This is a genomic window from Paenibacillus qinlingensis, assembly GCF_031455095.1.
In the GTDB taxonomy this organism is placed as follows: Bacteria; Bacillota; Bacilli; order Paenibacillales; family NBRC-103111; genus Paenibacillus_E; species Paenibacillus_E qinlingensis_A.
The window spans coordinates 190,155-216,778 of sequence record NZ_JAVDSB010000002.1 but is presented as its reverse complement, the minus strand read 5'-3'; the positions used below and the strand labels follow the sequence as shown (position 1 = coordinate 216,778).

The 26,624-nt window shown below is 45.2% G+C and carries 17 protein-coding genes; 15 read left to right on the top strand and 2 right to left on the bottom strand.

All coding sequences use genetic code 11. From position 1 onward, the window contains the following. Positions 1–14 precede the first annotated feature (14 nt). The 5 genes from J2736_RS08870 to J2736_RS08850 all read left to right on the top strand — a co-directional run bounded on the left by J2736_RS08870 (position 15) and on the right by J2736_RS08850 (position 7,024). Entirely contained in the window at positions 15–920 is a 906-nt protein-coding gene (locus tag J2736_RS08870; protein ID WP_310225591.1) for a carbohydrate ABC transporter permease, read from the top strand. A gap of 36 nt (positions 921–956) precedes the next feature. Further along, positions 957–2,570: a DUF3502 domain-containing protein gene (locus tag J2736_RS08865; protein WP_310225589.1), complete on the top strand. Its 1,614-nt coding sequence runs from the start codon at positions 957–959 to the stop codon at positions 2,568–2,570. Between the two features lie 67 nt (positions 2,571–2,637). Continuing rightward, positions 2,638–3,672 (top strand): LacI family DNA-binding transcriptional regulator, encoded by a 1,035-nt coding sequence (locus J2736_RS08860; RefSeq protein ID WP_310225586.1) that lies wholly within the window; start codon positions 2,638–2,640, stop codon positions 3,670–3,672. 48 nt (positions 3,673–3,720) lie between these two features. Beyond that, on the top strand, positions 3,721–5,112 hold the full coding sequence (locus tag J2736_RS08855) for a glycoside hydrolase family 32 protein (RefSeq protein ID WP_310225585.1): 1,392 nt from the start codon (positions 3,721–3,723) through the stop codon (positions 5,110–5,112). Between the two features lie 28 nt (positions 5,113–5,140). Then, complete coding sequence (locus J2736_RS08850) at positions 5,141–7,024, top strand: glucosidase family protein (protein WP_310225583.1); 1,884 nt, start codon at positions 5,141–5,143, stop codon at positions 7,022–7,024. An 84-nt stretch (positions 7,025–7,108) separates the two neighbouring features. Here J2736_RS08850 and J2736_RS08845 read toward each other — a convergent pair whose 3' ends face one another. After that, a complete protein-coding gene (locus J2736_RS08845) occupies positions 7,109–7,984 on the bottom strand; it encodes an AraC family transcriptional regulator (RefSeq protein WP_310225582.1) in 876 nt (291 codons plus the stop codon). 146 nt (positions 7,985–8,130) lie between these two features. Here J2736_RS08845 and J2736_RS08840 point away from each other — a divergent pair, with 146 nt between their 5' ends. The 9 genes from J2736_RS08840 to J2736_RS08800 all read left to right on the top strand — a co-directional run bounded on the left by J2736_RS08840 (position 8,131) and on the right by J2736_RS08800 (position 24,257). Then, the gene (locus J2736_RS08840; RefSeq protein ID WP_310225580.1) at positions 8,131–10,362 is read left to right on the top strand and encodes a GH92 family glycosyl hydrolase; all 2,232 of its coding nucleotides are present in this window, start codon (positions 8,131–8,133) and stop codon (positions 10,360–10,362) included. Positions 10,363–10,365: 3 nt separating this feature from the next. Then, a complete protein-coding gene (locus J2736_RS08835; protein WP_310225578.1) occupies positions 10,366–11,070 on the top strand; it encodes a GDSL-type esterase/lipase family protein in 705 nt (234 codons plus the stop codon). A gap of 194 nt (positions 11,071–11,264) precedes the next feature. Continuing rightward, complete coding sequence (locus J2736_RS08830; RefSeq protein ID WP_310225576.1) at positions 11,265–15,896, top strand: polysaccharide lyase family 8 super-sandwich domain-containing protein; 4,632 nt, start codon at positions 11,265–11,267, stop codon at positions 15,894–15,896. Positions 15,897–15,997: 101 nt separating this feature from the next. Then, on the top strand, positions 15,998–17,707 hold the full coding sequence (locus J2736_RS08825; RefSeq protein WP_310225574.1) for an extracellular solute-binding protein: 1,710 nt from the start codon (positions 15,998–16,000) through the stop codon (positions 17,705–17,707). Between the two features lie 103 nt (positions 17,708–17,810). Beyond that, positions 17,811–18,767, top strand: a complete 957-nt coding sequence (locus J2736_RS08820) for an ABC transporter permease (RefSeq protein WP_310225572.1) — start codon at positions 17,811–17,813, stop codon at positions 18,765–18,767. A 12-nt stretch (positions 18,768–18,779) separates the two neighbouring features. After that, positions 18,780–19,658: a carbohydrate ABC transporter permease gene (locus J2736_RS08815; protein WP_310225571.1), complete on the top strand. Its 879-nt coding sequence runs from the start codon at positions 18,780–18,782 to the stop codon at positions 19,656–19,658. Between the two features lie 117 nt (positions 19,659–19,775). After that, entirely contained in the window at positions 19,776–21,503 is a 1,728-nt protein-coding gene (locus J2736_RS08810; protein WP_310225569.1) for a sensor histidine kinase, read from the top strand. Between the two features lie 8 nt (positions 21,504–21,511). Then, positions 21,512–23,119, top strand: coding sequence for a response regulator transcription factor (locus J2736_RS08805; protein ID WP_310225567.1), 1,608 nt, complete (start codon positions 21,512–21,514; stop codon positions 23,117–23,119). A 28-nt stretch (positions 23,120–23,147) separates the two neighbouring features. Then, positions 23,148–24,257, top strand: a complete 1,110-nt coding sequence (locus tag J2736_RS08800) for a glycoside hydrolase family 88 protein (RefSeq protein WP_310225565.1) — start codon at positions 23,148–23,150, stop codon at positions 24,255–24,257. Positions 24,258–24,293: 36 nt separating this feature from the next. On the opposite strand, the gene blaOXA is transcribed toward J2736_RS08800, so the two are convergent. Next, positions 24,294–25,124: a class D beta-lactamase gene (gene blaOXA / locus J2736_RS08795; RefSeq protein WP_310225563.1), complete on the bottom strand. Its 831-nt coding sequence runs from the start codon at positions 25,122–25,124 to the stop codon at positions 24,294–24,296. Between the two features lie 114 nt (positions 25,125–25,238). Between blaOXA and J2736_RS08790 the strand changes: the two genes are divergently transcribed. Then, positions 25,239–26,624: an aminotransferase-like domain-containing protein gene (locus J2736_RS08790; RefSeq protein ID WP_310225561.1), complete on the top strand. Its 1,386-nt coding sequence runs from the start codon at positions 25,239–25,241 to the stop codon at positions 26,622–26,624.

Below are 26,624 nucleotides of genomic sequence, written 5' to 3'. Positions count from 1 at the left end.
AGGCGTATACAGTGATGCAGGCAATTACACGTGGACGGGGATCTGATATATCCTCAGTTGGGATTCGAGTATTCGGTTATGTTTTTATTGCTCTATTCGCTCTATGTTGTTTAGTACCTTTTCTTGTTGTGCTGGGTACATCATTTACATCCGAGAAATCAATTACACTGCACGGCTACAATCTTTGGCCAAGAGTTTTTGATACATTTGCTTATAAAATTGTGTTTGAGAATCCCAAAGTTATTATTGGGTCTTACGTCGTGACATTGGCAATCACAGTTATTGGAACAAGCATCGGATTATTCATCGTTGCCATGACGGGATATTCCCTGCAGCGGCCTGATTTTCCATATCGCAATCGGATCTCTTTCTTCATCTATTTTACAACCTTGTTTCATGGGGGCGTGGTCCCTTTCTACCTGATCATGACGCAGTGGCTGCATCTAAAAGATAATTATTTGGCCGTATTGCTGCCAGGGCTCATGAGTCCATTTCTCATTATTATGATGAAAAGCTTCGTGAGATCCATTCCTCATGCGATTACCGAATCTGCCAAAATGGACGGCGCTGGCGACTTTAAAATCTTTACGAGGCTGATCCTGCCCATGACCACACCAGCTTTGGCTACAATTGGCTTGTTTATCGCACTTGGTTATTGGAACGAGTGGTATAATGCGCTGTTGTTCCTCTCACCTGATATGGATTACAGACCGTTGCAGCTCTTCTTGTACAACGTAGTAACAAGTGCTGATTTCATTAAAAATTCTTCCGTCTCCTCCAACATTCAACCGCGTGATATGCCGCTCGAGTCCATGAAAATGGCTACGGCTGTTATTGCCACAGGACCTGTCATTCTGTTTTATCCGATGGTGCAGAAATTTTTCATTAAAGGTATTACCGTTGGTGCTGTTAAAGGCTGACGTATTCATAATTAATAACAATGGGGAGGCAGTTCAATGGTGAAGAGAAAAGGGAAAGTGTTAAGTGTAGCGTTAGCCGCCACACTAGCGGTCAGCTTATCAGCATGCAGTAGTTCATCCAGCACGGAAACAAGCGCAACGGATAAGGGAACTGGCAAGACAGATACGGCAGTCGCTACTGCAGGTGCAAGTTCAGGTAAAATAAACACGTCCGAATTCCAAGCCATCTCTTATGTCATGCTGGGGGATAAACCGAAGAATGGCCAATTTGAGAAAGTCATGGACAAAGTCAATGCCCTTTTGAAACAGAAAGTGAATGCAAAATTGGAAATTAAATGGGTGGAGTGGGCGGATTGGCAAACGAAATATAACCTTTTGCTTGCTTCCGGAGAACCTGTTGATCTCATTACCGGTGCGACAGATTGGCTGGATACTTGGCAAAACTCCCAAAAAGGAGCTTTTATGCCGATGGATAAGCTGCTTCCACAATATGCGCCAATTACATGGAAAGAAATACCTCCAGAAGATTGGGCAGAATCCAAATATAAGAATCAGATTATGATCATTCCAGAGAACCATTACACGCAATGGGTCAATCATGGCTTCTTCTATCGTGGTGATTGGGCGAAGGAATTCGGCATTACGAAGCCGATTACAGATTTCCAAGGATTGGGCGCCTATCTGCAAGCCGTGAAAGATAAAAAACCGGGTGTAATTCCTTGGGACACTAACGGTACAGGCTTAGGGATTGCCAATGGTTATGTCAATTCCGTTACGGATGCCATTGAGTTGCCGATCGGTACAGGCATGATCAATGTTATTTTCGGTAAATCCTTTAATGACAAATATAAAGCTTACAGCCCAGTCTTTGATGATACCTTTGTTAACTTAGCGAAGATGACGAAGGAGTGGGGGGACAAAGGCTTCTGGCGTGAAGATGTGCTCAACTATAAAGGAGATAATAGGTCTTTAATGGAGGCAGGCAAATCCTCTATAGATCAACATCATACCCAAACGTACCTCGGTGAGCGCAAGAAGATGGATCAACTGCAGCCAGGATCTGATCTTCAGTTATTCCCGTTCTCAGCAACTCGTAACAATCTCGTATCCTTGTCTATTACCCATGGTGGTACTTCCTTAGGTGCTCATAGTAAACACCCAGAGCGAGCAATGATGGTTTATGAGGTGCTCCGTCAAGATCCGGAAGTGTATCGTTTGATGAACTATGGTATGGAAGGCGTACAATATGTAGTTAAAGATGGCAAGCGTTATCGTCCAGATGGCTATGATGTTCAAAGAGACGAGTTCTACTCCAATTTCTGGGGTGGCCGTATCGACAAGAACGAAATTCCAGAAGGAGATACTTGGGCAGGTAAAGAGAATCTATTTGCTTCCTATGACAAAATTAAAAAGCCATATCCTTACGGTCGGTTCGTTTTCGATAAAGCAAGTGTGAATAACGAATTGACGGCCGTTACGCAAGTGGTTAATCAAATGGCGCCTGCCCTTATTTATGGTAAAGCGGGTGATCCGGTCAAAGCTGTTGAAGATTTCCGCACTAAATTAAAATCTGCTGGCTTCGACAAACTGCAAGCTGAGGTTCAAAAACAACTGGATGCATTCAAAACATTAGTAGAAAGTAGCAAATAAATGAAAGAAAGATCGAAGGTCTGTTCTAACAGGCCTTCGATCTTTATATCATGGTTACATTGATGAAATGGAAGTGTCTGTATTGGAATCTGTCACGGTCTATGATATTGCCCGCGAAGCGAATGTCTCTGTTGCAACGGTTTCACGTGTTCTGAACGATACAGCCCCTGTGCGGGCATCGACCAGACAGAAAATCATTGCCATTATCGAGAAGCATAAGTTTCAGCCCAATGCCCTCGCACGGAGTTTGGTGAATAAGAAAACAGGGATGATCGGCATGTTGATTCCGGACAGTACCAACATGTTTTTTCCAGAAGTGTTCGGAGGGGCTGAAATCGCTGCACAGAAATTGGGCTATACCCTCTTTCTCTGCAACACGTTCAGCAATTTCGATCGAGAGTCGGAATATTTGAGTCAACTCTGTGAAAGACAAGTAGAGGGGCTCATTTTCATGGGAGGACGCGTCAATGCACGTCACTGTCCAGATGCCCTCGTGCAGGAAGTCGTGAATATTCAGAGCAGAATTCCGATTGTTTTGATCAACGGAAGCCTTCCCGGAAACCCCTGTTACCAAGTTAAAACAGACGAATATGCAGGTACGCAGCTTGTTGTGCAGCATCTTATTAATCAAGGGCATCGTCATATTGGCTTTCTTGGAGGAAATTCAGAAACGACGACGACGTTAGAAAAGTTAAGAGCTTTCCGAGCTACTCTAGCTTTGAATGATCTCCATTTTCACAAGAAAAATGTGTTGTTTGGCGGATTTTCCATGCAAAATGGTCATCATTTGATGGATCGATTTATGACGATGACCAATCGACCAACAGCTATTCTCTGTATCAATGATTATACGGCCATTGGCGCGATGAAGTCGGCTATTTCTCATGGTGTCAGAATACCAGAAGACCTAGCTATTGCCGGATTTGACGACACGCAGCTTTCTTCGGCGATGAACCCTGAACTCACAACGGTGTCACAGCATAGTGAACGACTCGGGATTCGAGCGATGGAAATTTTATCGAGGTTGATCGAGAAGGAAAAGGTGAAGAAAGTGACGGTGTTGGAACCTAAGCTTATTATTAGGCAGAGTACGCAAAGTTAAGGTGGCAGCAAAATTATAGCCGTATCACATTAAAAGGGGAATGCGGAAATGAATCTATACCGACCAATTTATCATTTTCTTCCTGAGAACAATTGGATGAACGATCCGAATGGGTTGTTATATGTGAATCAAGAATATCATCTTTTCTACCAATACAACCCGTATGCGGATCATTGGGACACCATGCATTGGGGACACGCCAAAAGCAAGGATTTGGTACACTGGGAACATTTGGCGATAGCCTTGACTCCTTCGCACGAATTGGGGGAGCTTCATTGTTTTTCAGGCTGTGCCGTAGATCATGATGGCGTGCCGACAATTCTCTATACAAGTATCGGAGCTGGTGAACGGAGTGCAACCGATGGACCTGAGCAATGGCTTGCGACCAGTCGTGACGGTATGCTGAGCTGGGAGAAATATCGTGCGAATCCTGTATTAAGTCTGAAAGCTCATGGTGATATGCAAATTAAAGAATGGCGGGATCCCTTTGTTTGGAAGGAAGGGGACGTATGGTACATGGTAGTTGGCGGCATCCACGAGGACAAGGGGTGTGCGTTGATTTACAGTTCTTCGGATTTAACAGAGTGGCAGTTTTTGAATAAACTTGATGAGGGCACGGAGGGAATCTGGGAATGTCCGAATTTCTTTAAACTTGGAAATAAGTATGTATTGATATACTCGCCTGCGGGTCAAGTGAAGTATGCGATAGGGACATGGAACTCGGACTACTCCTTTACGTCTGAGATTCGTGGTGTGATGGATTGCAGTGGTTCGGATGGTTTCTATGCGCCCAACAGTATGATAGGTCCGGATAGCCGACGTCTGTTGTGGGGCTGGATACCTGAAGCTGCAAGAGGCGAATTCAAAGGAAATGCGGGTTGGGCAGGTATGCAATCCATACCTCGTGTATTGACTTTGGCACCTGATGAGACGTTGCGCATGGAGCCGGCAGTTGAATTGCAGATACTGAGAAGAAATGAGTATCGGCTTGACAATAAGCGAATTCTCTCCGGTAATGAGCCCCTTGAAATTCATGGACGGGCATTGGAAATGACCGCTCTTTTTCATATGGAAGCAGATGCACAGCCATTCGGAATTAAACTGCTCCGATCACCTAAGGGTGAAGAGGAAACGGTTCTTATTTTCGAACCTGAGAAAGGGAAAGTCTCCATAGATAGATTGCGATCCAGCTTGTCAGAGCAGCCTGATAAATCAAGGGTAAGTGGTACGTTGGATTTTACTGCGAATCACGATGTTAAGGTACAACTTTTCTTAGATCATTCGGTGTTAGAGGTGTTTATCAACGATACGCAATGCCTAACCGCAAGGATATATCCAACTCTGGTATCCAGCGATGGGGTAAGTCTCTTTGCTTTGGGCAAGGAAGACGTTCTGTTGCAGACGTTTTGCGTATGGGAAATGGCTTCCATCTGGTCTTGAGAAACTACATACGAAATGAGTTGAGACGATGACGTTGTTTTCTGATTTAAATATCAAGCACAAGCTTCCGTTCGGCATTCTTCAATCGATCAAGGCGGAGTCGGTTCATGAGGAAGACTTAATTTGGAAGATAAGTGCAAAAGAAACACATACAATTGAGCTTTGCTTTGGCTTCGGGCCTTCATTTGTTCTGCAAAAAACTAGGGAATGGTATATTCTCCCAATGGATGAAGGGGGGATGGATCTTGAGGGGGATTCCTATGCTTGGGTATTGCCCCAAGATCCTCATTCAACCGATAACTCATGGCTAATTAGAGCAGAAGGAACGATTCGAATTATCGCAGATCCTGAGCAAGAGATTCGGGTGCATGTTACTTCTGAACATTGTGAGTTAATACCATTTGAGTGCAGACCTCATGCGGATTGTTTTGGTAACCGGTATAGATTCGACTTTGAGCAGGGGGAACAACTGGGAAAAACATTGGCTGCTTTTTATTGGGGAACCATGCTCCCTACTGTCATTGAAAAGACGAAAGCGGCTGATTACCCGGAATCGGATGGATTCGTATTGAGTACGCTCATGAAGGATGTATACGCAGGGACTTACCCTGATGTGGATCATGAGTTTCAAATTAAAGGGAGAATGGCCTGGGGCAATGATCTGGATACCGCAGTTATTCGTCGAATGATGGAGCTGCAATTCAAGCTCATGAGGGAAGATCCCCAAGAGTTGTGGAGGAACCCTTGCGCTGTTCAACCAGATGGAACTAGAGAGTATCATGTACGGCGAAATTCCCTGGATGGCAAAGCGAATGCGAACATGTTCCTCATTACAGGCAACGTTGAAGTTGTGGAATCAGCTTGGCTCTATGTGGCTGTAACAAAAGATAGAGAATGGCTAAGCAGACATATCGAAGATCTTGAAGGTGCTGCCAGCGGAATTGAGGCCTATATCGACCGCAAAGGGCGGTTGTGGTCAGATGTGTATTACGAAGATCAGGTGATGAAGGATGGACGGGAATCGTTGGCTACGGCACTTGCTGCCAATTCCTTTCAGTTGCTCAGCCAATTAGAGCAGTACTTACAACGTGAAGATAAAGCGGAATGTTACGCTAAAATAGCATCACGTTTATCAGAGGTTATGGTTGAGCCACTGCCAAACGGCTACTGGGATCCCGCTAATCGCCGATTTGTCGATTGGATTGATCGCCATGGCGAAGTACATGATCATATTCATCTATTAGCCAATGAATTGCCGGTTATGTTCAGCTATGCTACCGCAGAACAGGAAAAGGCAGTTATGGCTCTGATGGATGCCAAACGCACAGCGTTTCAGCGCTTTCCTAGCTTTGTGGCTGCTGAAATCGAGCACTATACAGACACTGAGCTTGGCGATGGCGGACCGTACGACTTATGTGCAGCGGGACGCTATTGGTGCTGGGATGCAGCCTTCTGGTCCTGGAAAAAAGATCGGGACATGCTAGCTGGACAATTGCAGCGTGTTTCGGAGCAGGCAGCCAAAGAAAGCTACATCATGGGAGAACGCTATGATATGGATTATGTTTACTATGTGGACGGGAAGGATTGGCATGGTGCGGCCCATTACTATGAATATCCTTGTGTCTTCTCCTGGGTATTCATCCATGAATATGTAGGGATAAGGTTCTCTTTGGAGGCTGATTTGAGAATTGAACCCAAACTGCGAAGTTATGGGCGAGTTGAATTGCAGCAATCCCATTTTCAGATCGCTTATGAATACACGTCTTCAGGGTTTAGCTTGACCAATTTATCGGAGTCGGATCGAGTCTTTGAGGTGGATCTATCTGCATTATTTCCTGGAAATAGTTGCAGTTTATTATCGGTTGCTGCTGGTGAGGCAATATTCTTACCTTGTGTACCGAAAGAGGGTTAAATGAAAAGAGGGTGTTTACTCCTGTAAACACCCTCTTTTTTTTTTGCTAACATTCAACCGTTTGATTCGATTTTGGCCAAATTACTAGTTCGAACCATGACCATGATTGAGCTTGCGATAATCAGACGGGGACATGGTAAGCCGTTCTCTAAATACGCGCGAGAAGGTAGAATAGGAAGTGAACCCGACCTCGAAACAGACAGAGGTCACGGGGATATTGCTAGAAATGAGCAAACTGCAAGCGTGCGATATGCGTATTTTTTCTAGAAAATTATGAAAGTTGTCGCCAATGAGTGATTTAAAAGAAGTGCTAATATGAGGGACGCTTAGATAAAAGCGTTCGGCCAACGTTTCCAGTTTAATGTCTTCTCGGAAATGTCGGTAGACAAAGAGAATAATCTCCCACATTTTCCCCTTTCTATGTTTAGGGGTTGTTTGTGTTGGTGTGTCTGGGTGAGCAAAGCAATTGCGTTCTAATAAGATGAAAGCTTCCGTTAGTTTCGTTTTGAACATGAGTTGGCTTAAAGGTTGATGGCTGAGAATTTCCTGATGCATGCTCTGGAAAATAGGAAGTAGCAGTTTGGACAGTTCATCCTCCAACTGGTAGGAAGGCTCACCTTCCGTGCCAGCACGAAGCAGTAAATCGCTAAAAGCTGCCGTAGACTCATCAGAACTATAGATGGCTTGCAGTCCGATGGCTCCAACATATAGATGCAGTTCTTGACCTCGCACTATTCGGATTTGATGCACTTGATGCGGAAGCAGCAGTGTGAAGGTACCAGGCCCGATAGGACGTTCGATGCCATTAATAATTTCTGTGCCGCTGCCGTAAAAAGCGTAGGTATATTCAAGAAAATTATGCGTATGCGGAGGGATATCGGCAGTTAGTTTATGAATTTTGAAAGTATAAGGAAAGGCTTCGTGCAGTTCTTGATCTCCAGGCAGGTTAAAAGGAATCATGGAAGGAATCACGCCCTTAATAGAATCTCGATTACTTGTATCATAATCTAAAATCTTAAAAAATGAGATACTTTCCATAATATTGATAGGAAGTGATGGCAAGGAGTCATTAGAATGAAGAAAACACACTCAATGGGAAGGTTGTTATGATGATGGATGTTTTGCACTATGTAAATCCTTTGCAGGGTACAGCTTCTACCTTTCGTTTCTCCAATGGGAATACACTTCCGCTAGTTGCACGACCTTTCGGCATGACGGCATGGAGTCCTCAAACCGATGAAGGAGGCGGAGGCTGGTTTTTTCATCCCTCACATCGTCATTTGGAAGGAATTCGACTGACGCATCAGCCAAGCCCATGGATCGGGGACTATGGACACCTAACGATTATGCCGCAAACCGGTCCACTTGCCCTGGAGGCTGCCAAGCGATCGTCCTCTTTTCGAAGTGAAGAGATGACGGTTAGGCCCGATTATTTCCGTGTAAGGCTCCAACGCTATAACACGTTATTCGAACTGAGTCCAACAGAACGTTGTGCAAGTATGCGAATAACGTTTGAGGATCTGCAAGAGGCGAGGGTTATTGTTGCGCCATTTAAGGGAGAGTCATCCATCACCATAGACCCTAACGGCAGCAGGTTAACTGGGTATACCCGTGCGAATTCGGGTGGAGTTCCTGAGAATTTTGCGATGTATTATGTGATTGACTTGGATTGTGAGTTGGATGTGCAAGCGAGCGGTATTTGGGATGGGGATGGCGAAGCATCCCTACGCTTACATGAAGTAGGAGATGGTACGGGTGCTTTTATTGGACTTAAACTCCCACATTCAGGCGAGGTTAATCTTCGAATGGGCACTTCCTTTATTAGTTTGGAGCAAGCGATAAGCAACCTTTCACAGGAAATTGGTTCAAAGTCATTCGATGTAGTACGAACAGAAGCAGCCGAAGCTTGGGAAAAGATGCTAAATCGCATACAAGTGGAAGAGCCAAATGAAGATAAATTAAGCACTTTTTATACGTGCTTATACCGTGTCTGCTTGTTTCCTAGGATGTGGCATGAGTTTACAGAGAAGGGGGATAAGGTGCATTACAGTCCATACAACGGTCAAATCGTTCAAGGACCGATGTATTGTGATAATGGATTTTGGGATACGTATCGTACCACTTATCCTTTGTTCAGTCTGTTATGTCCATCTCGTTTAGGCGAAATCTTAGAATCTTACGTAAACGCCTATAAGGAAGGTGGTTGGATGCCGAAGTGGTCTTCACCTGGCGAACGAAGTGCAATGCCGGGTACGTTAATTGATGCAGTCTTTGCAGATGCGACAGTCAAGGGGATAGCAGGGTATGACGCGCAGTCGGCTTATGAAGGATTACTGAAGCATGCCAGTCAAGCGGCGGAAGATGCCCATTTCGGAAGAAAAGGTGTTCGTGCTTACCAACAATATGGGTATTTGCCAGGGGATCAGTTCCACGAGAGTGTCAGCAATACATTGGATTATGTATATGGCGATTTTTGTATTGCTCAACTGGCGAAAAGTTTAGGAAAAGAAGAGGACTATACGCTTCTCATGAATAGGGCAACGAATTATGCCCAATTATTGGACCCTTCCGTAGGTTTTATGAGAGGGAGAAAGACAGATGGCAGTTGGGTTGAGCCCTTCGACCCGACGGAGTGGGGAGGTGCCTATTGTGAAGGTGGTGCCTGGCAGTGTAGTTGGGCTGTTCAACACGATATCGCTGGATTAGCAGAGTTAATGGGAGGAAAAGAAATATTCTTAGCTCGAATGAGCGAGTTAATGACGACGGAACCCTCATTTAAAGTGGGCAGCTATGGTTTTGAAATCCATGAAATGTCGGAAATGGCTTCAATTAACTTTGGACAATTTGCAATTAGCAATCAACCAAGCTTTCATATCCCTTATCTTTTTGCGGCGGTAGGCTCGCCTGCGAGGACGCAATTCTGGGTTAGAAAAACGGCAGAGGAGCTATTTAGTTCTGCACCTGATGGCTTGCCCGGCGATGAAGATAACGGGAGTTTGTGCGCTTGGTACATTTTTGCCTGCATGGGGATGTACCCGTTATGTCCCGGTGTGCCTGAGTATGTGATTGGGAGTCCGATGTTTGAGCGGATGACCCTTCACTTGGAGAACGGTAAACAGATTGTGATAGAAGCCGATCACAACGCTCAAAGTCACCGTTATGTAGAAAGCGTGCATGTCAACAAGCAACGGCATCTGTCTTTATTTTTTTCGCATGATCAACTTATGAATGGTGCTGTCATCCAGTTTGCCATGTCGGACACACCGACGAATACAGAGGTAGAGAATAGACATTGGCCTTACTCCATGTCACGCCAAAGTCAATCGGAAGGGGAATGAAATATGACATTACAACGTGTGGAAATAGTAAAACCAGGTTTCTTTGCAACGGCTGCAGCAGCGGATAGCCGCAGAGGAGAATTTGATTTAGGTAATGAAGTCTTGATTGCGCACAAAGTACCTGTTGATTTTGTATTTATTGGTGATTCCATTACGCATATGTGGGAGCTGAATGCCTATTTTGGACGCGACGGTCGTTATATTGTAAACCGAGGAATTGGTGGAGATATTAGCAGCCATGTGTTAAGAAGATTTGAAGCTGATGTCATTCAACTGAAACCGAAGGTTGTGGTGATTAAAATTGGCGTAAACAATTTTTGGGCGTTGGATGGCGCGATAACTGAGCATAAGAGAACTGCGGAGCAAATTATACCAGCACTTGTTCATGATATTCAGGCCATGGTTGTACAGGCAAAAGCACACGGAATTATACCTGTGATCTGTTCTATTTTGCCAACGAATATGCCACAATCGGGAAATAATGCGATACGAAACGCTAGCATTTGCCGTGTAAATGAGGACCTTCAAAAAGTAGCTAGCGAACATGGCGCCATCTACGTCGATTACCATTCACGGATGGTTACGGACGACGGCATCCAGTTGCGCAATGGGCTTGCAGATGATGGACTTCACCCACATGTGATTGGCTACGATATTATGGCGGATGCTTTACGTGAAGAATTGAAACTTAAAGGGATCTCTATATAAAAGAGCAATGTGTAAATTGAACACAAAAGTTGCAGGCTCGTACCTTGATGGTGCGGGCTTTTGTCATTTTACCCACATGTGTTAACGAAAGTTCATGATCTTCATAAAGGATCATATCCAATAACTAGCCGCTGGTGGAATAATGATGGGGAAACGAACCTGTTTCTATTCTAGGGAAAGATGGTGATTGATGAATGCTAGTAAGACGAAGTGGATGGAAGGTGTATTTATTATTGATGGTTGTCGTGTTTGCGATTGTAGGATTGTTAGGGGCAACACAAGTACACGCGACAAATGATGATTATGATACGATGCGGATCAGGTGGAAGAATTATTTGACAGGAGGAGTTTCGTTAGACACATCAGATCCGGATATAGCGTCTAAGCTGAACAGTATAAATCAAACCAGTTGGAGTACGATGCAAATTAATCCGAATCAGAATTATTTATGGAGCGATTTGAACAGCACGGTCGATTCTTCCCATATAACAGGGAGCTACCTTCGAATAAAGGGAATGGCGCTTGCGTACAGCACGATGGGTTCCAGTTTATACGGAAATCAGGATCTAAAGGCAGATATTATTGATGCGATGGATTGGATGTATACCAATCGCTACAATGAAAGTAAATCAGCCTATGGGAATTGGTGGGATTGGGAAATAGGTACACCTCTGCATATTAATGATATTGTCGTACTCATGTATGACGATCTCATCAATACGCCGCAAAAAATAACCAACTATATGAAAGGGATTGAGAAGTTCTCCCCTGATCCGAACAAAGTGAACAACGCGCAATATGTGCCGACTGGGGCGAACTTAGTTTGGAAATGCCAAGTGGTTGCTTTGCGAGGTGTAATTCTAAAATCCGCCACGAAGCTGACGTCAGCAAGAGATGCGTTAAATCCGGTGTTTGATTATGTGACATCTGGGGATGGTTTCTATACGGATGGATCGTTTATCCAACATAATGTTTACGCTTACACGGGGAGCTACGGGGTAAGTTTGCTGCAAGAACTAACGAATTTGCTGCTTTTATTGAATAGTTCTCCTTGGCAGCCTACCTATGCTGGCGGAGCAAATGTGTACAAATGGATCTATGACGCGTATGAACCGCTCATCTATAACGGTGCCATGATGGATATGACAAGAGGGAGAGCCATCTCCAGAAATTATGAGCAAGATCATGTTGTTGGCCATAATGTGATCGCTTCCATCATCCGCTTAGCTCAAAGTGCTCCTACGGTTGATGCACAGCGAATGAAAGCGATGGTGAAAGCATGGATCGGTGCTGATACCCAGTTTAATTTCTACAAGGATGCTAACTTAAGCACAACAGTCATGGCTAAGGCCATTATGAGTGATAACACCATAGTGCCTAGAGATGAAAAGGTGCAGACCAAAGTTTATGCTGGCATGGATCAGGTGCTACATCTTCGTCCAGGGTTTGGATTCGGTGTCAGTATGTCATCGCATCGCATTGGCACTTATGAAGCGACCAATGGTGAGAATTTGAAAGGCTGGTACACAGGCGCTGGCATGACGTATCTCTACAACAAAGATCCACTTCAGTTTACCGACTACTGGCCGACCGTGAATAAGTACCGACTCCCGGGAACGACGGTGGATACGATGCCAAGAGCTGATGAGGAAGGCGCAGGGTATTTGAGTCCCAAAACATGGGCAGGAGGTACAGAATTACTAGGTCAATATGCAACGGCTGGTCTGGACTATAAAGGATATGGCAGTACGTTAAAAGCCAAGAAATCCTGGTTTATGTTTGACGATGAAGTGGTTGCACTTGGGACAGGAATAACAAGTACGGACAACCGAACCATCGAGACAACCGTTGACAATAGAATGCTCACGAAGACACAAGTTACACAAGGCATCGATCCCACTTCACCTCCATCCACACCTACTGGAAGCGAACCCTTGCGTCATAAAGTGTATGCGGTGACAGATAGTGTGAACGATGGCAATGTGCCGGAAAATACGTTTGACAATAACTTTGGTTCGAGATGGTCATCCAGTGGAGATGGACAATGGATTCAATATGATCTTGGTAAAATACAATCTATTGGCTATGTGGGAATAAGCTTCATGCTTCAATCTGCAAGAACGACTAATTATGAAGTCTTGGTTTCCGAGGATGGGCAGGTATGGGATCAGGTCTTCAATGGAACTTCTAGTATCATGAGCGATGCACAGCTACAAATCGTTGATTTTCCGGATACCCAAGGCAGATATGTCAAAATTATCGGTCATCAGAACTCGACAGGGCCGTGGAACAGCATCACGGAAGTGCAAATCTATGCACCATGTACGGCAGGCAATCTCCTTATCCTTCCTACAGTTGCGGCATTGAATGTGAATGGGGTGACGAGTAGCTTAGGTTCAAGCGATGTTCCACCAGTCAATGACAATGATATTCGGACGTTTTGGTCGGCAACTGGAGATGGTCAGTGGCTGCAAGTTGACTTAGGCAGCCCTACAGCAATAGGACACGTAGGGATCAGCTTCGAGCAAGGTACGGAGAAGCATTATGCCTTTGAGATCCAATCCTCCGTGGACGGCACAACTTGGACACCTATGTACAGCGGCCAAAATACGATCCTATCTTCGGAGATTCGTGCCTATGATGTCCTGGATACAACAGCCAGATACATTAAATTCATTTTCCATGGAAATGATGCGGATCTGTCCAATCACGTCTCTGAAATTCAAGTATATGCCCCAGATGCTTCAGGGCCAGTGTTAGATCCTCTGCATGCGACGAAAAAAGTCAAAGGGGATGAGCAATTCGTTGTGAATGGTGTAACGAAGCCTGCTGGATTAGGATGGACAGAAACGATGAACAATGTGTCTTATGCGTATTTGGAGGGAACAGGTGGTTACTACTTCCCGCAGCCCACTTCTTTAAAAGGGACGAGAAACGTCTCCCAAGGCAGCTGGTCACAGCTCAATAAAGGTGGACCTACGACTGTATTGAGTAAAAATTATCTAACACTCTGGTTAGATCATGGAACCAATCCGTTCTATCAGGATTACGCCTACGTGTTACTGCCCAATAAAACAGCTGCAGAAACTGCGAGTTACAGCTCGAACCCTAATATTGAAATCCTAGTTAACAATACGAACGTGCAAGCTGTGAAGGAGAAAACACTGGGAATACTGGGGGCTAATTTCTGGTCACCTAGCACTTTCGGCTATCTAACGGCATCGAATCCCTCCTCCATGATGGTAAAGGATCAAGGCAATGTCTTAGATATCGCTGTTTCAGATCCTACACACTTGCAAGCTAAGGTTACGTATGAAATTCATAAAGCTGGGTTATCTGTGATTGAAAAAGACCCAAGTATAACCCTCCTACAGTTGAGTCCTACAATAAAGTTTGAGATCAATACCCAAGCTATGGATGGCAAATCTCACAAATTAAAACTGCAGATTAACACGGCTGTTACGACGCCTTTGCCAACACCGACAGCACCTCCAACGCATACCGTTGACCCAATTCCAGATACGATTGTCGATGTGTTGGATGATTTCACACAAACTTTCGCACACAGTGCAAATTTAAGTTTTGATCGCGGGCAAGCTGAAGCATTTCTTGGTGATACGTCACGGTTAATCAGAACCAAAAACACGAACGAGTATATCATTTACAAAGCATTGCCGAATAAAGATATCACTGAATTTGCAGCAAAGGCATGGTTCTGGGCGAATGAAGCTGTAACTGACTTTGCGTTTTACAGCTCGCAGGATAATGTCACCTATACAGCTTTCACTCCAGCTAAAGTAGTTGGCGCAAATGGCTGGAAAGATGTGAATTACAGCGGTTCGCTGCCGACGGGAACGCAGTATCTAAAAATTGTTTACATGCACACTACCAGCAATGTATGGAACCCGCAGCTTGCTGAAGTCACATTGACGAGTAAATTGCCTGCTCCAACGAGCGTAACAGTCGTTGACAATGTGTACGACTACACCAAGATGTTCGCACGAAGCGCAAACCTTAGTATCAGCGGATCTAATCCTCAAGCATTTGGCGATGATGCTACACGATTAGTCAGACTTACGAACACCGACGAGTATATTGTGTATCAAGCGGCAACAGACATGGAACTGCGGAATTTTAGCGCGGATACGTGGTTCTGGCCTTATGAGACTTCTACTGATTTTCAATTTGCTGTATCTCCAGATAATGTGAGCTATACCGTTTATACGCCGGCTAAAGCAACCGTCACAGGTACCTGGAATAAAGTGACCTACAGTGGCACATTGCCTAGAGGGACGCAGTATTTGAAAATCATTTATAAGCAGCACTCGGCGAATAGCTGGAATGCTCAGATTGGTAAAGTGACTCTGACGAGTAAAGTACCGACGCCTACAAGTGCCACAGTTACCGATGATGTGTATAATTTCAGCAAGATGTACGATCATTCTAGCCATCTCTACTTTGACACTTCCAATGCCGTCGCATTTGGTGAGGATGGTTCCCGGTTAGCGCGAAATACGAATACAGACGAATACATTGTCTATAAGGCTGCACCAGAGATGGATATGAAATCCTACGCCATCGATACGTGGTTCTGGACCTATGAACCATCGGCGGATTTTGAATTGTATAGTTCATGGGATAATGTCACCTATACGCAGATTTCGCCTGTGAAAACCGATTTGTTGGTTAGGTGGTTGAAGAGAACTTACAGCGGGAATTTACCGATAGGTACGCAGTATTTAAAAATTGTTTACAAACAGCATACGGCCAACGTGTGGAATCCACAGATTGGTAAGGTCGAGTTTTTCAGTGAAGTGAATGATTAACGAAAGTTCATGATCTTAAATCTCGATCATTTCATTCCTTTTGGCCGGATGCCATAATAAAAGTGTAAGATAGTTAGTTTACAAGGGGGCATACAAATAACATGAAGCGTAAGTTCACATCACCAAAAGCATTAGTAAGCATCGTGCTTGGCATGAGCGTTTTAGCAGGTTGTACCAACGCAGCAGTTAGTCCATCAACTTCACCTGCTGCAAGTCCAGCAGCGACGAAGAGCACAGCAGTTGTAGCGAAGGAGAATGATCGAACGAAGTTTGATCCGCCTGTTACGATCACAGCAGCGATTGCCCTAAAACCATCCGATAAGCTGCGCAATGGTGACACGCCTGAGAATAATCCAATCTCCCGTTGGTTTAAAGACACGCTAGGCATTGTAACGAAATATCAATGGGTGGTCACGGATGCGAGTGCGCTGGAAACGAAAGTTCGTTTAGCTCTAACAAGCGGTGAAGCATTGCCTGACGTTCTCACTGCCTCTGGTACCGTGTTTGAAGATCTTGTTGCCTCCAAGAAAATTCAATCCATTGATGAGGCCTTCGAGAAGTATGCAACGCCAAGGGTGAAAGAATCCTATCAGAAAAATCCGGAAGTATGGAATTTGGTCAAACGAAACGGAAAACTGTATGGGTTGCCTACCCTGTCCAATGGAATTGTAGGGAACACCGTGATGTGGATCCGAGAGGATTGGCTCAAGAAGTTAAATCTCAAAGCACCAACGAATGTGCAAGAATATGAAGCGGTCATGGATGCGTTTACAAACAAAGATCCTGATGGCAATGGAAAAAAAGATACGTATGGTATGGCCTTCGGGGCAAACACCGGCTACCATAAACCAACGATGAACTTCATGTCGGATGCTTCGTTTATCTTTGGTCAAGATCAGCCTTACCAATGGTTGAAAGGGACAGATGGCAAGCTGCAATACGGCTCAACGAAGCCAAGTGTGAAGGATGCTTTAGGCAAATTACAAGAATGGTTCAGTAAGGGGTATATTAGTCCTGACTTCGGTACGCAAGACGCAGCGAAAGCTATGGCAGACTTTACTTCAGGTAAAGCTGGAATCGCTTTTGCGCCAGGATGGGCTGGCGGCTGGCCAGTAGGTACGGCAGTGACAGAAGCCAAAACCAAAAATCTAGCCTTGGATTTCAAACCATATCCGATTCCAGCGGGAATCAAAGGTGAGGTGGGAAGGCAGGCATCACCGCCGTCCTATGGAAATTATGTTTTCCGCGAAGGGTTTAAAAATATGGAAGCCATCTTTAAGTATTGGGATACGATGTACGGCTGCTCCGTTGAGGATGCCCAATGTCCATTTGCAAATGGTAAGGGCGAAGGCTATGACTTTGTGATGAAAGATGGAAAGCCGGATTGGAAGAACATTCCGGAAGGTACGCTCAGTCTGAATGCTTATCTGTTGATGTCGCCAGGATCAGGAACAGCTCCTACGAACGTCATGTCTGGACCTAACATTTACCAACGGGTCGCAGCTGGGAAGAAAGACAACATCTTTGAGCAAAAGCTAGCCGCTGAGAATGGCCAATTAACGATTGATGGCTTTGCAGTTGCCTTTCAGCAGCTGAACAAAGATGTGCAAAGCGGATTCTTCGGCGCTAACACGCCGACCATGAAAGACAAATGGGAACAGCTCATTGCCTTGGAAGAGCAAGCGTTCCTGCAGATCATTTACGGTAAACAGAAACCAGACTATTTTGATACCTTCGTGAAGCAATGGAATGATCAAGGCGGGGCACAAATTACCAAAGAAGTGAATGAGTATACAGCTAGCCTGAAGTAATTGTTCCACGATGTGATAAGAAATGCGGAGTGCTGGTGTAACTGGGGTTCTCCGCATTTTCTTTTTATAGAGAAGTCCTAACGATCGATAGGAGACGAACTGGATGAAAACGGAAACAATACAATACGCTTTACAAGAGAGGGCAATCCCCCTGAAAAAGAGAAAAGGCTTCCTCAATCTAAGACAAACGTGGCCCCTACATGTGTTCTTGTTGCCTTCCGTTGTGTTATTGCTCATTTTCAGCTATACGCCGATGGTCGGATTTGCAATTGGCTTTCAAGACTTCAAACCATGGTTAGGCATTTTTGGCTCACCTTTTGTGGGATGGAAGCATTTTGCATTTATGTTTCACGATCCAACAGCCTTGCAAGTCATTTGGAATACGCTTGTCATTGCTGTATTCAAAATTATCGCTGGTGCCATTGCACCTTTCACTTTCGCCTTACTACTGAATGAAGTTCGTGTCGTCATCTTCAAGCGAGTGATTCAATCGCTGGTGTACTTGCCTCATTTTATCTCCTGGGTCATTCTCGGTGGCATCCTGACGGATCTGCTGTCTACGAATGGGATGATCAATCAACTTCTCGTCGGGATGGGCTTGGATAAGATCTTCTTTCTGGGAAGTGGAAACTGGTATCGCTTTACCCTTGTCGTCAGTGATGTGTGGAAGGATTTTGGATTCGGTACGATCATCTATTTGGCTGCTATGGCAGGTATTAACCCGAATATGTATGAGGCTGCCGATATTGACGGTGCAAATAATTGGCAGAAAACGATTCACATTACCATTCCAGCTGTGATTCCTATAGCCATTGTTATTGTTACTTTATCGTTAGGCAACATTCTGAACGCTGGATTTGATCAAGTATTTAACACCTATAATCCACTTGTATATCCCAAAGGCGATATTATTGACACCTATGTCTACCGGATTGGTTTACAACAAGGTTCGTATAGTTTCGCAACTGCAGTTGGATTTTTCAAGTCCATCATTGGATTTATTCTCATTGCGACGACGTACAAATTAGCATCTAAATATGCAAATTACAGGATTTTCTGAGGGGATATAGCTATGATTAAATTATCGTTCTCCACGAAAATGTTTCAATTCTCGAACTATATTTTTCTATCGATTGCCGCTTTTCTCTGCATTCTTCCTATGGTTCATGTCTTGGCTGTATCCTTTAGTTCAGACTATGCGACGACAGCTTACTTAGTAAAATTTTGGCCCGTCGGCTTTAATCTCACGGCATACGAGAAGGCTTTGAACAGTAATAACTTTCTGGTTGCCTTCAAAGTCAGTGTGTTCAGGACGGTGCTTGGAACAGCACTTACGATGTTTCTGACCATGCTGGCAGCGTATTCGATGTCCAAAGAGGATCTTTACTTTAAAGGAAGAACCTTCTATGCGTGGTTCTTTGTCTTTACGATGCTTTTCCACGGCGGACTCATTCCAACCTATCTGGTCGTTCAGAAAATAGGACTAACGAATTCTCTACTAGCATTAATCTTGCCTTCGGCTGTTAATGTCTTCAACGTCGTCCTAATGATGAATTTTTTTCGAGGAATTCCCAAGGAATTGCAAGAAGCTGCGATGATGGATGGGGCGGGACATTTCCGAATCTTGTTCACCATATTCATGCCAATTTCTTTACCATCTATTGCTACATTGTCATTGTTTACGATGGTTTTTCATTGGAATGCATGGTTTGACGGCATGATTTATATGAACAAAGCAGAGCTTTTTCCATTAGCTACCTTTTTGCAAGCTTTAATTGCCAGTTTTGATTTTACAAAAATCGGTCTTAATCCAGAGGACTTGAATAAATTATCGGAACGTTCTTTAAAATCAGCTCTAATCTTTATTGGTACAGTCCCGATCTTGCTTGTGTATCCTTTTCTGCAAAAGTATTTCGTACAGGGGATGACATTGGGGTCGGTAAAAGAATAAATCCAAGTGAAATGGCTGTTAGGGCAATCCTAGGAGCTGTTTTCACTGTATGATTGTTACAATCATGAGCTTTCAATTGGTATAATAGAGCAAACGGAAGATAGGGAGCACCGGCTAATGAATCTAATCAAGAGAGTAATCCTTCTTATCGTGATGAGTTTAATCGTCATTCTTGCCCTTTACGCCTATTCCTATAAACAAAGTGTACATGTCATTGAAAATCAAATTAATACACGGAATGAAGAGAAGCTATCGTACTTTCTCAACCGAATTGAAAGCCTATTGGATCAGAATATGATCTACGCCACGCTCGTCACCAAAGATCCGGAAATTAAAAAAGTCGCCTTCGGCGAACTGCCTCCTGCCAGTTATGATCGCGTAAGTGTAGTTCAATCCATTGAAAGCAAGCTCAACCTTTTTAGCATGACCAATCAAATTATGAACATTATTACGCTCTATTTTCCAAAAATCGATCTTGCTTTGTCTACGGTACCTTCAACAGGACTGAATCAAGAGGAGATCTTAAAGGATTACACAGCCAATTGGAAATTAACGAAAGTCGATATAAGCGGTGTCAAAATGGATGCGTTTTCACGATTTTTCATATCGCCGTATCAGGCAGAAGCAACGAATATCATGAAATCGGATTTCATTATCCGTGTTGATTTTTTTACGAAAAATATTGCGAATTTACTAGATGAGTTTAAAATCGCCGGCAACGGTGACGCCTTTTTCTATGGCAGCTCCAATCAAATTGTGTATAACAGCACAGCGAATATGACACTCATTCAGCAGCTGATGCAGAAGTCTCCTTTCCAGGATGGAAAGGGATTGAAGAAGAGTTCAACGGTCGTTGAGTTGAGTGGAAAGAAGTATATTCTCTATGTGCTGCCATCTGAAAAGCTGAACTGGAGCTTGGTAGATATTGAGCCCCTGGAGGAAATTCTCAACCCGGTGAATCATAGTCGCAATTTATTTTATCTCATTTTATTTTTACTGCTATTACTCGGTATGGTGGCTGCTTATTTCTTGTATTTTTATATTCAGGTACCCATTCGTATCTTGATACGCAGCTCTGAGCATATCAAGAACAAAAATTTCTCATATCGCATCCAAAGCTTGCGGAAGGATGAGTTTAAACAATTATTTGATTCTTTTAATGACATGGCGAAGGAAATTGATGAGTTGATTAAACGTGTGTATGTAGAAGAAATTCGCTCTAGAGAAGCCGTAATGAAACAGCTTCAATCGCAAATTAATCCTCATTTCCTCTATAATTGCCTGGCGTATATCGTAAATATGGCGAAAATGAACAAACCTCAGTCGGTTATTGCAATGGCTCATAATTTGGGAGACTACTATAAATATACGACTCGGAATGAGACGCTGGAGACCACACTCGGCACGGAGCTAGAGCTGGCTGTTAATTATATGAATATTATGAATCAGCAGCTGGATAAATTTCGGTATATTGTTTCCGTCCCAGAGACGATGAAAGCGATGAAAATTCCCAAACTAATCATTCAACCCCTCATTGAAAATGCGATCGTACACGGGCTTGAGGAGATTTCAATGAACGGCCTTATCACCATTGTTGGTTTGGATGACAGTCCTCGCTATCGGCTCATTATCGAGGATAATGGGCCAGGGTTGTCGGCGGAAGCCTTGCAAGAACTTAGACGTAAGACAGCAGATGAACAGAATGATTCTCCTCAGAAGGGGATTTGGAATGTTCATCATCGCTTTCACTATTATTTTGGAGAACGCTCAAGTATGCGTTTGGATAATTCGGCGCTAGGCGGATTAAGGATTGAATTGATCTGGGAGAAAGCAGCAGGGGAGTGAGCTCGGAGATGTTTTCATTACTGATTGTAGATGATCATAAGCATCAAGTGGATACGTTAGCGGTTACGTTACCCTGGGAAGAGTTAGGGATAACCACGATTTATAAAGCCTATGAAGGCCAAGGGGCGCTAGCTATTCTGGAGGCGCATCCCGTTGATATTGTCATCACCGATATTCGTATGCCTGGCATGAGTGGTTTGGAGTTATTAGAACGCGTTAACGAATCCAATCGGAAAATTGATGCCATTCTGTTAACTGGGTATGCTGAATTTGAGTATGCGAAGAAAGCGATCGAGCTGCATGCCCTGGAGTACCTGATTAAACCTGTGCGCGATCAATTGCTCATCGACGCTGTAAGCCGCATCATTAGTAAGCGTCAGAATGAGTTACAACATTCGCAAGCCTTTGAACAGGCCAATGCTATCCTGCATCAAAATTTACCACTCCTAAAAGAAAATTTATTGCATGATCTTTTGCAAGGCGCGAAAATCTCCCCTAAACAACTGATAGAGAAACTGGAGATGTATCAAATCCCATTTTCCTGTGGCGATGAGATTCGATTCATCGTGATACAATTCGATTCGCAATTCTATGAATCTTATACTCTCTCAGATATGCATTTATTAGAGTATGCGGTATCGAATATAGCAGAGGAATTGCTCCGAAGTCATTTTAGTCTGTGGACAAGGAGAGCGCCGCAAGAAAATGTCACCCTGATGCTCAAGCCGATGCATGCCGAAGGTGCTGCTTGGCACGAGGAAGGGCTGCTGTCGATTGCGACTCTTTTGTTGGAGCAGGTGAATCGGTATCTCAAAGGTAAGGTGGCAATCTACGTATCTACGCCGGCACAATTTCCTGAAGAAGCCCAGGCTTGCTACACTTCGGTTGTTTCCTCAGCCATGAGTTCGTCGGAACGACAGGGCGTATTTATTTTAAGTAAGCAACATGTCATTAGCCGCGGAGTGGAACCTTTGCGAACTTTGTATCAATCCCCAATGCTGATTCAACTGATGGATAGCAACAATCTAGATAAATTGAATGAGAAATTTCATGCCATTTTTCAAGAATTAGAGCAAAAACAGACGGATTCCCGCGCCCATCTGCGAGAAGCCTACCTGCATGTATTGAGCTGCTTTACCTTTTTGGCCCATAAGAAAGGCAAAGTCTTGGAAGATATTATCGGCATCGGTTCCGTTCATAAAGAACACAGTGTGATTCATTCCGCGAAGCAATTGAAAGCTTGGTGCAGCCTCATTCTCGAAGCGCTCATTGAGGAAGATTCGTCCGTTGATGATGAGAATCATCTCCAGCTCGTCAATAAAATTCATGCATATATTGAGCAGAATCTATCCAAGGATGTTACTTTGCAATCCATTAGTGAACATGTCTATTTGCATGCTGTCTACTTATCGAAAATATATAAAGAGATTACGGGCTTAAATTTGAGCGAATACATTTTACATGCACGGATGGAAGAAGCGAAGCGGCTGCTTGAAAAGACGTCTTTTAAAATTTATGAGATTACAGAAAAAGTCGGATACCAAAGCCCACAGCATTTTATTCGGCGATTTAAACATTATTATGGCGTGACGCCTGACGGCTTTCGGAAGCAGTAAGGTGTAGAAGAATGAAGGAGCGTAGATCATGGCCAACACATGGGTAGAGAGGGCTTGGGAACAGGTCGTTCATAAGATAGAAAAAACAAGTTATAACATTGGTGCATCGTTTCCGAATGGAACCGAAAATGGCCGTTACGTCACTTCGCCAGCCCATGATTGGGTAGCCGGATTTTGGCCGGGAATACTCTGGTTGGTTTATGGTGAAACGAACAATGAACGGTTGAAAACGTTGGCTGTAGATTGCGAAAGACAAATGAGTCTAAGCTTATGGGAATATGAGCATTTACATCATGACATGGGATTTATGTTCGGTCTAAGCAGTATAAAGCAGTATGAGTTCCTGGCTGATGAGGATGCAAAACGACACGCCTTGATGGCGGCCAATCTTCTTGCCGGAAGATTTAATCCTGTCGGTTCCTTCATTCGCGCATGGCCAAACTGGGGTGGCGAAGATCACAGCGGCTGGGCAATCATCGATTGTATGATGAATTTGCCTCTCTTATATTGGGCTTCAGCAACGATTGCCGATCCACGTTATCGTCATGTGGCAGAGGGGCACGCCGATATGGTGCTCAATCATTTTATGCAACAAGATGGATCGGTTCATCATATTGTGGCTTTTGATCCGGAGACAGGCGCATGTGTGGGCGCGTTGGCGGGGCAAGGCTATGCCGCAGATTCTGCCTGGTCAAGAGGAGCGGCTTGGGCACTTTATGGATTTGCACTCAGCTATAGATATACAGGCAAAGAGAAATATCTAGCTGCTGCAAAGCGTGTAGCGCACTTCTTCCTGGACCATTTGCCCGCGGATAAGGTGCCATATTGGGATTTTCGTCTGCCCGACCAAGAGGCAGAGGAGCCTAGGGATTCTTCAGCTGCTGCTATTGCAGCTTCCGGACTACTTGAAATCTCCGCTCTCGGGATGGGTGATGAGAAATTACTTTATCAGCAAGCAGCGGAGGAGATTCTGTATTCACTCGCACATCACTATGCGGATTGGCAGGAGGAGTCCGAGGGATTACTGCTACATGCGACGGGATATTTCATGCAAAATATATTTGTAGACACTTCGCTGATCTATGGGGATTATTACTTTGTTGAAGCGTTATTAAAGTTGAAGAAGCTAAAGGTGTAAGGAGAAAGGCTGCCGATTCGTTACGGCAGCCGGTGATTATAGAATGCCGAGACGCTTCAAGGCTTCCATTGTAACTGTCTTAGCGGTCGTCCCGCTGCTGTCTACGTTAGTTGCGAACACCCAGTCGGTCTTCCCGCGCTCGACATAACCCACATACCAGCCGAGTCCCATGTCGGACAGGCGTGTCCCCGTTTTGCCATGCACCGTGTAATCGTCCTGGTCGTTATCGATCATGATACGCTTGACGGTCTTCATCGTCTGCTCCTGGAAAGGGAGTGTCTCTTCCACCAGTTCTTCCATGAAGCCGACCTGCTCCTCTGCCGAGATCTTTAGCGAGCTGTTCAACCAAAAGGTATCGATCCCCCCGCTAATATCCATATTGCCATATTGCAGGCGATTGACATAACTCTTCATCCGCTCGGCGCCAATGTCCCTGGCCATCGCTTGGTAATACCAGATTGCGGATGCCCGCATCGCCGAAGCCAGGGAATGGTCTCGGTTCCACACCTCGAATGGTCTGACGACGCCGTCCCATCTCTTGACGTCATATTCATCCTGAACGGCTGCCACCTCGAGACCGATGAGTGCGTTCGGCACCTTGAACGACGACTCTGGTGTGAACCGCTGCTGGCTTCTTTCAGAATTGCAGACGAAGGTGCGGTCTGTCTTCAAGTTTTTGATGACGAGGGTGCCTTGCATGTCGTGGAACAGCTCCTGGCAGGGGAGCTTCGATTCTTTTGGGGCAGCGTGCACAGGAAGTGCGGCAAGGGCCGTACCACCGGCGAATAGTAGGGTGGCGAGTGCCAGGCCGAGTTTGTTTTTCTTTTTCCAAGTAAGCAATTTGAATTCCTCCTTCAGCTTCTTCATAATGAAATAGTAGTAAGGCTCGTGTCGACAACACTGAGTATAGAGCAATATACGGCTGGGCTGCACCGACGTTTGCGGTGATTGTACCCATACAGTTCGTTGGGAGGCGTGCAAATGGAGATGCTGTATGAAGTGATTGTGGAACAACTTTTGCAGGAGATGAAGGCTGGGAAGCGGATGCCAGGGGACAAGCTGCCGTCAATTCGGGAAGGGGCGGATGCGTTCGCCTGTAGTCGCAATACGGTGATTCGGGCGTACAGAGAGCTCGAGCAAACTCACCGGATCTATGCTGTACCACAGAGCGGTTATTATGTCGCGCATCGCCGTCATGGCGGGGAAGAGGTAGGAAGCGCAGCTGGGGTACAGGATGTCATCGATTTCGAATGGGCGGGGCCGGACCGAAGTGCCATGCCGTACAGGGATTTTCAGATCTGCATGAACGAGGCGATCGAGAGATATCGCGAAGATATGTTCACGTATTCGGAGGGACAGGGTCTCGCATCGCTGCGATTCCAGCTGGCACGGCATCTAAGGGATCTGCAAGTATTTACTGTTCCAGAGCGTATTTATGTGGTGACAGGCTCGCAGCAGGCGTTGAATGTGCTTGTGGGGCTACCTTTTCCGAACGGCAAGCGGAACATCGTCGTGGAACAGCCTGTTCATCCCGGCATGATCGAATCGCTGCGGGGATATGAGGGCGAAGTGTACGGCATCACGTACGAGGAAGGTGGTATGGATCTGGAGCGGTTGGAGGCGTTCTTTCGGGAAGGGGACGTCAAGTTCTTTTACACCGTTTCGCGATTTCACAACCCGACCGGGTACAGCCACACGAACGAGGCCCGTAAGCGCATGGTTGAGCTCGCGCAGCGATATGATGTGTACATCATCGAGGATGATTACATGGGGGACTTGGATGGCTATGCGAGGAACGACCCCATGTTCGCGTATGATCCGTCCGGACGGATTATCTATGTCAAAAGCTTTTCCAAAGTCATGCTTCCCGGATTGCGTCTCGGGCTGGCTGTCTTACCTGATGGGCTGCGGGAGGCTTTCTTGCAGGCGAAGTCCGCAGCTGACGTGCATTCGCCTCTGCTGACGCAAGGGGCTCTGGAGGTGTACCTCGAGAGCGGTATGTTCACCGCCCACATCGGCCGGATGCGAGACATTTACCGCCGGAAAGCGGTGCTGCTGCAAGAAGCCTACAGCAAGTATTTACCGCCAGGAACGGCTTATAGCCGTTCATCCTCCGGCTTCTATACCACGATCGGACTGCCGGCATCGCTCCGGGCGCAAGCTGCGGCTGACTACCTGCTGGAGCGCGGGGTCCGGGTTGATCCTGCCCAGCGGATGTATCTGCCGGAGTTTCGACAGGAGGGTGTCCTCCGGTTGAGCGTCTCACAGGTGGAGGACGGACTTATCGAGTCCGGCATTCGGCGCATCGGAGACGGAATTCGAGAGCTGCTTCGACAGCGGTCGGAAGTCAGGTTTGTGTCACGATAA